Origin of the sequence: Streptomyces sp. NPDC005648 (assembly GCF_040605395.1) — a bacterium.
Lineage (GTDB): Bacteria > Actinomycetota > Actinomycetes > Streptomycetales > Streptomycetaceae > Streptomyces.
The window spans coordinates 37205-44745 of the sequence record NZ_JBEXCS010000083.1; the positions used below are offsets into that span (position 1 = coordinate 37205).

Below are 7541 nucleotides of genomic sequence, written 5' to 3' on the forward strand. Positions count from 1 at the left end.
GGTCTGCTCCGACTGTCAGAGACACCCCGTACCGTTGACGCATGGATCTTCGACTGCCCGCGCCGCGAGGGCTGCTGCGGAGGCCCCGGAGGCTGCTGGCCGCCGGGGCCGCCGTCGTAGTGCTCGCCGGAGCCGGGACCTGGACGGTGGCCGCCGCCTCCGACGCCACCCCGAAGGTGCACCGCACCGACCGGATCATGGCGATGAACGGCGTCCGCATCGACACCTCGTACTTCACGTCCGGCCCGAGCGGCTCGCGTCACCCCGCGGTCCTGCTGGCCCACGGCTTCGGCGGTACCAAGGACGACGTACGCGGACAGGCCGAAGACCTGGCCGGAGACGGCTACACGGTCCTCACCTGGTCCGCCCGCGGCTTCGGCAGGTCCACCGGCAAGATCGGCCTGAACGACCCCAAGGGCGAGGTCGCCGACGTCTCCCGGCTGATCGACTGGCTGGCGAAACAGCCCCAGGTCCAGCTGGACAGGGCGGGCGACCCGCGGGTGGGCGTCGCGGGCGCCTCGTACGGCGGCGCGATCTCCCTCCTCGCGGCCGGCTACGACCACCGCGTGGACGCCATCGCCCCGTCGATCACGTACTGGAACCTCGCGGACGCCCTGTTCCCGAACGGCGTCTTCAAGAAGCTCTGGGCCGGCATCTTCGTCAACTCCGGCGGCGGCTGCGACAAGTTCGAACCACAGCTGTGCCAGATGTACGAGCGGGTCGCCGAGTCCGGCAGGCCGGACGCACAGGCCGAGCAGCTTCTGGAAGCCCGCTCGCCCCAAGCCGTGGCGTCCCGGATCAAGGTCCCCACCCTCCTCACCCAGGGCCAGACCGACTCCCTCTTCCCGCTCGGCCAGGCCGACGCCGCCGCCAAGGCCATCCGGGCCAACGGCGCACCCGTCGACGTCGACTGGATCGCGGGCGGCCATGACGGCGGCGACCTGGAGGCGAGCCGCGTCCAGTCACGCGTGCGTGCCTGGTTCGACCGGTACCTCAAGGACGACAAGGCCACCGACACCGGCCCCGCCTTCCGCGTCACCCGCACCGGAGGCGTCGACTCGACCGACGGAGCGGCCCAGCTCCGGGGCGCGAGCGACGACACCTACCCGGGCCTGGAGAGCGGGCGGAAGTCCGTCGCCCTGACCGGCGGGCAGCAGACCTTCGACAACCCGGCCGGTTCCGACCCGCCCGCCGTCTCCGCCCTCCCCGGCCTCGGCGGCGCGGGAGGCCTCGCCCAGCTCTCCTCCCTCGGCGTAGGCGTCTCGCTCGACTTCCCGGGCCAGTACGCGCGGTTCGAGTCGGCGCCGGTGAGCCGCGGCCTGCGTATCACCGGATCCCCTACGGCCACCGTCCACATCACCTCGACGAGCGACGACGCCGTACTGTTCGCCAAGGTCTACGACGTCGGACCCGGCGGCGGCACACCCGTACTGCCCTCGCAGCTGGTGACCCCGATCCGCGTCCAGGGCGCCAAGTCCGGCAAGGACGTCACGATCACCCTCCCGGCGATCGACCACGAGATCGAGCAGGGCCACCGCCTCCGTCTGGTCCTCGCCTCCACGGACCTCGGCTACGCCTCCCCGACCGCCCCGGCGAAGTACACCGTCTCCCTCAAGGGCGACCTGACGGTGCCGACGGCCCCCGGTGTCACGACCGCGGCCGCCGCCCTGCCCTCCTGGGTCTGGTGGCTCCCGCTGACCGGCGCGCTGATCGCCCTGGCCCTGCTCCTCACCAGCCGCCGCCGTACGACCACGGCACCGCCCCCCGACCCCGAGCTGGCCGAAGTCCCGCTCCAGATCACCGACTTGAGCAAGCGGTACGCCAGGTCGACGGACCGTTACGCGGTCCGGGACCTCTCCTTCCGCGTCGAGAAGGGCCAGGTCCTCGGCCTGCTGGGGCCCAACGGCGCGGGCAAGACCACGACCCTGCGCATGCTGATGGGCCTGATCAAGCCGGACGACGGCGAGATCCGCGTCTTCGGCCACGCGATCCGCCCGGGCGCTCCCGTCCTCTCCCGGGTCGGCGCGTTCGTCGAGGGCGCCGGCTTCCTGCCGCACCTCTCGGGCCGCGAGAACCTGGAGCTGTACTGGCAGGCCACGGGCCGCCCGCCCGAGGACGCGCACATGGAAGAGGCCCTGGAGATCGCGGGCCTCGGCGACGCACTCGCCCGAGCCGTCCGCACGTACTCGCAGGGCATGCGCCAGCGCCTCGCCATCGCCCAGGCCATGCTCGGCCTCCCGGACCTCCTCATCCTCGACGAACCGACCAACGGCCTCGACCCGCCGCAGATCCGCGAGATGCGCGGGGTGATGATCCGCTACGCGGCCGCGGGCCGCACGGTCATCGTCTCCAGCCACCTCCTGGCAGAGGTCGAACAGTCCTGCACCCACCTGGTGGTGATGGACCGGGGCCGACTGGTCCAGGCGGGACCGGTGTCCGAGATCGTCGGGTCCGGTGACACCCTGCTGGTAGGCCTGGCAACCGACATCCCGGACCCATTGGTGGAGAAGGTGGCGGCACTACCGGATGTCGACTCGGCGACCCGAACGGACGGCGGCCTCCTGGTACGCCTGGCCGCGACGCCGCCGAGGGGCGCAGCCGCCACCGCGGCCGACCTCCTCATGGAACTGGTCCGCCTGGAGGTACCCGTCTCCTCCCTGGGCCCCCACCGCCGCCTGGAAGACGCCTTCCTCACCCTGATCGGAGGTTCCGCATGACCACCTTGGTCGAGCGCGCCGAAACTGCCTCGGGGTACAGGGCGGGCCGCACCCTGCCCCTCCGCGTCGAACTGGTCCGCCAGTTGAAGCGCCGCCGCACCCTGGTCATGGCCGGCATCCTCGCCGCCCTGCCCTTCGTCCTGCTGATCGCGTTCGCGATCGGCGGCACCCCGAGCGACCGCGGCGGCCAGATCACCCTCATGGACACGGCCACCGCGTCCGGCGCCAACTTCGCCGCCGTCAACCTCTTCGTGTCGGCCGGCTTCCTCCTCGTCATCCCGGTCGCCCTGTTCTGCGGGGACACGGTGGCCTCCGAGGCGGGCTGGTCCTCCCTGCGCTATCTGCTCGCCGCACCCGTCCCCCGGGCCCGCCTCCTGTGGTCCAAGCTCGTCGTCGGGCTCGGCCTCAGCCTGGCCGCGATGATCCTGCTGCCCGTGGTCGCCCTCGCCGTGGGCACGGCCGCCTACGGCTGGGGGCCCCTGCAGATCCCCACCGGCGGCTCCTTGGCCACCGGCACCGCCACCCAGCGCCTGCTGGTCGTGGTGGCGTACATATTCGTCTCCCAACTGGTCACCGCGGGACTGGCGTTCTGGCTGTCGACCAAGACCGACGCGCCCCTCGGGGCCGTCGGCGGCGCGGTCGGGCTGACCATCGTCGGCAATGTCCTGGACGCGGTGACGGCCCTCGGCCACTGGCGCGACTTCCTGCCCGCGCACTGGCAGTTCGCCTGGGCGGACGCCGTCCAGCCGCACCCCGAGTGGTCCGGCATGATCCAGGGCACGGCGATTTCCATAACGTACGCGCTGGTGCTGTTCGCCCTGGCCTTCCGGGGTTTCGCCCGCAAGGACGTGGTCTCCTAGGTCAACGGAGGATCTCCCACCGGTCTCGACGGGCCATGATCGTGGCCGCTTCGAGATCCATCCGCAATGCCCCGTGTCGCACGTTCCGCCCCCCTCCGCCGTCACAGTCACTGAGAGCCCGGTCCGCACCCCGGTTCTCGGAGGCGTCAGACGACAGAGGGGGCAAGGAAGATGCAGCGGCACCGAACACCACCGTCAAGGCCGGACGGCCCACCGCACCGCCGTACCCGGCGAAGGCTGCACACCGCTCTTCTCGCCCTCACGGCGACGAGCGGCCTGCTGCTGACAGCGTGCAGCGCGAGCGACACCAGCAGCTCCGGTTCCAGCGACCACTCGGACTCCCATCACAGCGCGGGCCTTCCGGCCCCCGGCCCGGCCGGCAGCGCGGCCGCCGGCGAGAACCGCCGCGCGACGGGCGAACCCACCCGCTCGCCGTCCACCGACTACCTCTCCACCTTCGCCCTGGACGTCGACACCGCCTCCTACGGCTACGCCCGCCGCGTCCTCGACGAGGGCCGGCTGCCCGACCCGTCGGACGTACGGCCCGAGGAGTTCATCAACAGCTTCCGTCAGGACTACGAGCGGCCCGACGGCAACGGCTTCACGGTCACCGTCGACGGCGCCCGCACCGACCGTCCACGCTGGTCCCTGGTCCGCGTCGGCCTCGCCACCCGCGCCGCCGAGTCGGACGACGAACGGCCGCCCGCGGCCCTCACCTTCGTCGTCGACGTCTCCGGCTCCATGCAGGAGATCGGCCGCCTCGACCTCGCCAAGAGGTCCCTCGACACGATGACCGACAAGCTGCGCGACGACGACTCGGTCGCCCTGGTCACCTTCAGCGACGAGGCGAAGACCGTCCTGCCGATGACCCGTCTGGGCGACCACCGGGGCAGGGTCCACGACGCGATCGACTCCCTGGAGACCGAGGACTCCACCAATCTCGGCGCGGGCGTCGAGACCGGCTACGCGACCGCCACCGAGGGGCTGCGCAAGGGCGCCACCAACCGTGTCGTCCTCATCTCCGACGGCCTCGCCAACACCGGTGACACCGACGCCGACTCCATCCTGGAGCGTGTGGCGCACGAGCGCCGCGACCACGGCATCACCCTCTTCGGCGTGGGCGTCGGCAGCGACTACGGCGACGCCCTGATGGAACGCCTCGCCGACAAGGGCGACGGCCACACCGCCTACGTGGGCGGCGACGCCGACGCCCGCAAGGTCTTCGTCGACCAGCTCCCGCAGAACATCGACCTCGCCGCCCGGGACGCCAAGGCGCAGGTCGCCTTCGACCCCGAGACGGTCGCCGAGTTCCACCTCGTCGGCTACGAGGACCGCAAGGTCGCCGACGACGACTTCCGCGACGACAACGTCGACGGCGGCGAGGTCGGCCCCGGCCACACCGTCACCGCTCTCTACGCCGTCCGCACCAGGCCCGGCGCCGACGGCCATCTCGCCACCGCGAGCGTCCGCTGGCTCGACCCCGACACCCGCTCCCCGCACGAGGAGAGCGGCCAGTTGGAGACCGGCGCCCTCCACGGGGACCTCTGGGAGGCCCCGAAGAGCTTCCAGGTCACCGCGGTCGCCGCCTACTTCGCCGACTCGCTGCGCACCGGCGACGACCGGTCCGGCGAACTCGACACCAAGACCGGCTCCCTCCCCGGCAACCCCGGCCTCGACCAACTCGGCGAACGAGCCCACGCGTTGGCGGACCAGACCGACGACACCGACGTCCAGCACCTGGCGGACGCCATCGACGAGGCGAGCCTCATGAAGTGAGCACGCCCCATTGACGTTTCCTTACCTGCGAGTAAGTTGGCCTGCCAGTCGCAGTCGACCGGGAGCCGTCATGGGCGTACGCAAGGATCTGAAGCGGGCGAAGAAGCGCGGTGACCTGGCCTCCCGTACCAGGATCGACGTGGTCAGGGACGAGGACGGCGTGGTGCGCGAGGTCCGCACCGCGCCGCTGTCCACCACCCCCACCACCGGCAGCACCGCCGACCTTCCCTTCACCAACGCGGCCGAGGCCCCCGACGCCGTGGTCCTGTGCCGCGGGCGGGACAACGGCTGGCAGCCCGTCACCGCCGCCGCCTTCGCCCGCGAAGTCACCGCCGTCGCCAAGGGGTTGATCGCCGCCGGACTCCAACCGGGCGGCCGGGTCGCCGTGATGTCCCGCACCCGCTACGAGTGGACGGTCCTCGACTTCGCGATCTGGGCCGCCGGCGGCCAGACCGTCCCGGTCTACGCCACCTCCTCCGCCGAGCAGGTCGAGTGGATCGTCCGCGACTCGGGCGCCGTCTTCGTCGTCACCGAGACGCCCGAGAACACGGCCACCGTGACGACCGCCACCGCGGGCCATCAAACGCCGCCCCGCATCTGGGAGTTGAGCCCGACGCCAGTCGCCGCGGCCGGGGGAGCGATCGACGACCTGACCGTCCTCGGCCGGGACCTCCCCGACGAGGAGGTCACCAAGCGCCGTACCGCCCTCACCCCGGACACCATCGCGACGATCTGCTACACCTCCGGCACCACCGGCCGGCCCAAGGGCTGTGTCCTCACCCACGCGAACCTGTACGCCGAGGCCGCCAACATGGTCGAGCTGCTGCACCCGATCTTCAAGGAGGTCACCCGGCAGACCGCCTCCACCCTCCTCTTCCTCCCCCTCGCGCACATCCTCGGCCGCACCCTCCAGATCGCGTGCCTGATGGCCCGGATCGAGATCGGCCACTTCCCGAGCATCAAGCCCGACGAACTCCGGCCCGCCCTCAAGGAGTTCCGTCCGACCTTCCTCGTCGGCGTCCCGTACCTCTTCGAGAAGATCCACGACACCGGCCGCGCGACCGCCGAGAAGATCGGCCGGGGCGCCTCCTTCGACCGCGCGGACCGCGTCGGCGTCCGCTTCGGGCAGGCGTACCTGGACAAGTTCCTGGGGACCGGCAAGGGCCCGAGCCCCGCCCTCTACGCCGCCTGGGCCCTCTACGACCTGCTCGTCTACCGCCGTGTCCGCAAGGAGCTCGGCGGCCGGATGCGATACGCCATCAGCGGCGGCTCCCCACTCGACCGCAACCTCAACCTGTTCTTCTACGGCGCGGGCATCATCGTCTACGAGGGCTACGGCCTGACCGAGACATCGGCGGCCGCCACCATCGTCCCGCCCCTCGAACCCCGCCCCGGCACGGTCGGCCGGCCGGTCCCCGGCACCGCGGTCCGTATCGCCGACGACGGCGAGGTGCTGATCAAGGGCGGCATCGTCTTCGGCGCCTACTGGAACAACCCGGCGGCCACCGACGCCGTACTGCGGGACGAGTGGTTCGCCACCGGCGACCTGGGATCACTGGACGGGGACGGATACCTCACCATCACCGGACGCAAGAAGGACATCCTCGTCACCTCCGGCGGCAAGAACGTCTCCCCGGCCGTCCTGGAGGACCGGATGCGCAGCCGCTCGCCGGTCGGGCAGTGCCTGGTCGTCGGCGACAACCGCCCGTTCGTCGCCGCCCTGATCACCCTCGACCCGGAGGCCGTCGCGCACTGGCTGGCGGTCCGCAAGCTGCCGGCCGACACCCCGATGTCCGAGGTCGCCCAGGACGCGCGCATCCGCGCCGACGTCCAGAAGGCCGTCGACTACGCCAACGAGGCGGTCTCCCGCGCCGAGTCGATCCGGGCGTTCACCCTGGTCGAGGGCGAGTTCACCGAGGACAACGGGATGCTGACCCCGTCGCTGAAGGTCAAGCGGCACGCGGTGCACGCCGCCTACGCGGACGAGATCGAGGCGCTCTACAAGCGCTGAGGGCTCCCCGGGCACAACGGGCTCACCCGGGCACGACAGGCGCGAGCGCACAGCGAAGCGGGCCGCCGATACGCTCGGCGGCCCGCTGCACAGGTTCTGCGATCAGCTGCCCTGGGCGCCGTTGCCGGACAGGACCGGGATGTTGTCCAGGATGTGCGAGAGCGGCTCGTCGCCCTT

Annotated in this window: 4 protein-coding genes and 1 pseudogene; 4 read left to right on the forward strand and 1 reads right to left on the reverse strand. The window is 71.7% G+C overall.

All coding sequences use genetic code 11. The annotated features are described in order from the left end of the window. Positions 1–41 precede the first annotated feature (41 nt). From ABZT17_RS34775 to ABZT17_RS34790, 4 genes are all read left to right on the forward strand, one after another. A complete protein-coding gene (locus tag ABZT17_RS34775) occupies positions 42–2717 on the forward strand; it encodes an alpha/beta fold hydrolase (protein ID WP_356354981.1) in 2676 nt (891 codons plus the stop codon). Continuing rightward, positions 2714–3577, forward strand: coding sequence for an ABC transporter permease (locus ABZT17_RS34780; RefSeq protein ID WP_356354983.1), 864 nt, complete (start codon positions 2714–2716; stop codon positions 3575–3577). Before ABZT17_RS34775 ends, ABZT17_RS34780 begins: the two co-directional genes overlap by 4 nt. A 171-nt stretch (positions 3578–3748) precedes the next feature. Continuing rightward, positions 3749–5353, forward strand: a complete 1605-nt coding sequence (locus tag ABZT17_RS34785) for a von Willebrand factor type A domain-containing protein (protein ID WP_356354984.1) — start codon at positions 3749–3751, stop codon at positions 5351–5353. 70 nt (positions 5354–5423) lie between these two features. Beyond that, positions 5424–7364: an AMP-dependent synthetase/ligase gene (locus ABZT17_RS34790; protein WP_356354986.1), complete on the forward strand. Its 1941-nt coding sequence runs from the start codon at positions 5424–5426 to the stop codon at positions 7362–7364. A 102-nt stretch (positions 7365–7466) separates the two neighbouring features. Here the strand turns inward: ABZT17_RS34790 and ABZT17_RS34795 are convergent. Beyond that, positions 7467–7541, reverse strand: a pseudogene (locus tag ABZT17_RS34795) (RdlA protein); the annotation flags it as partial.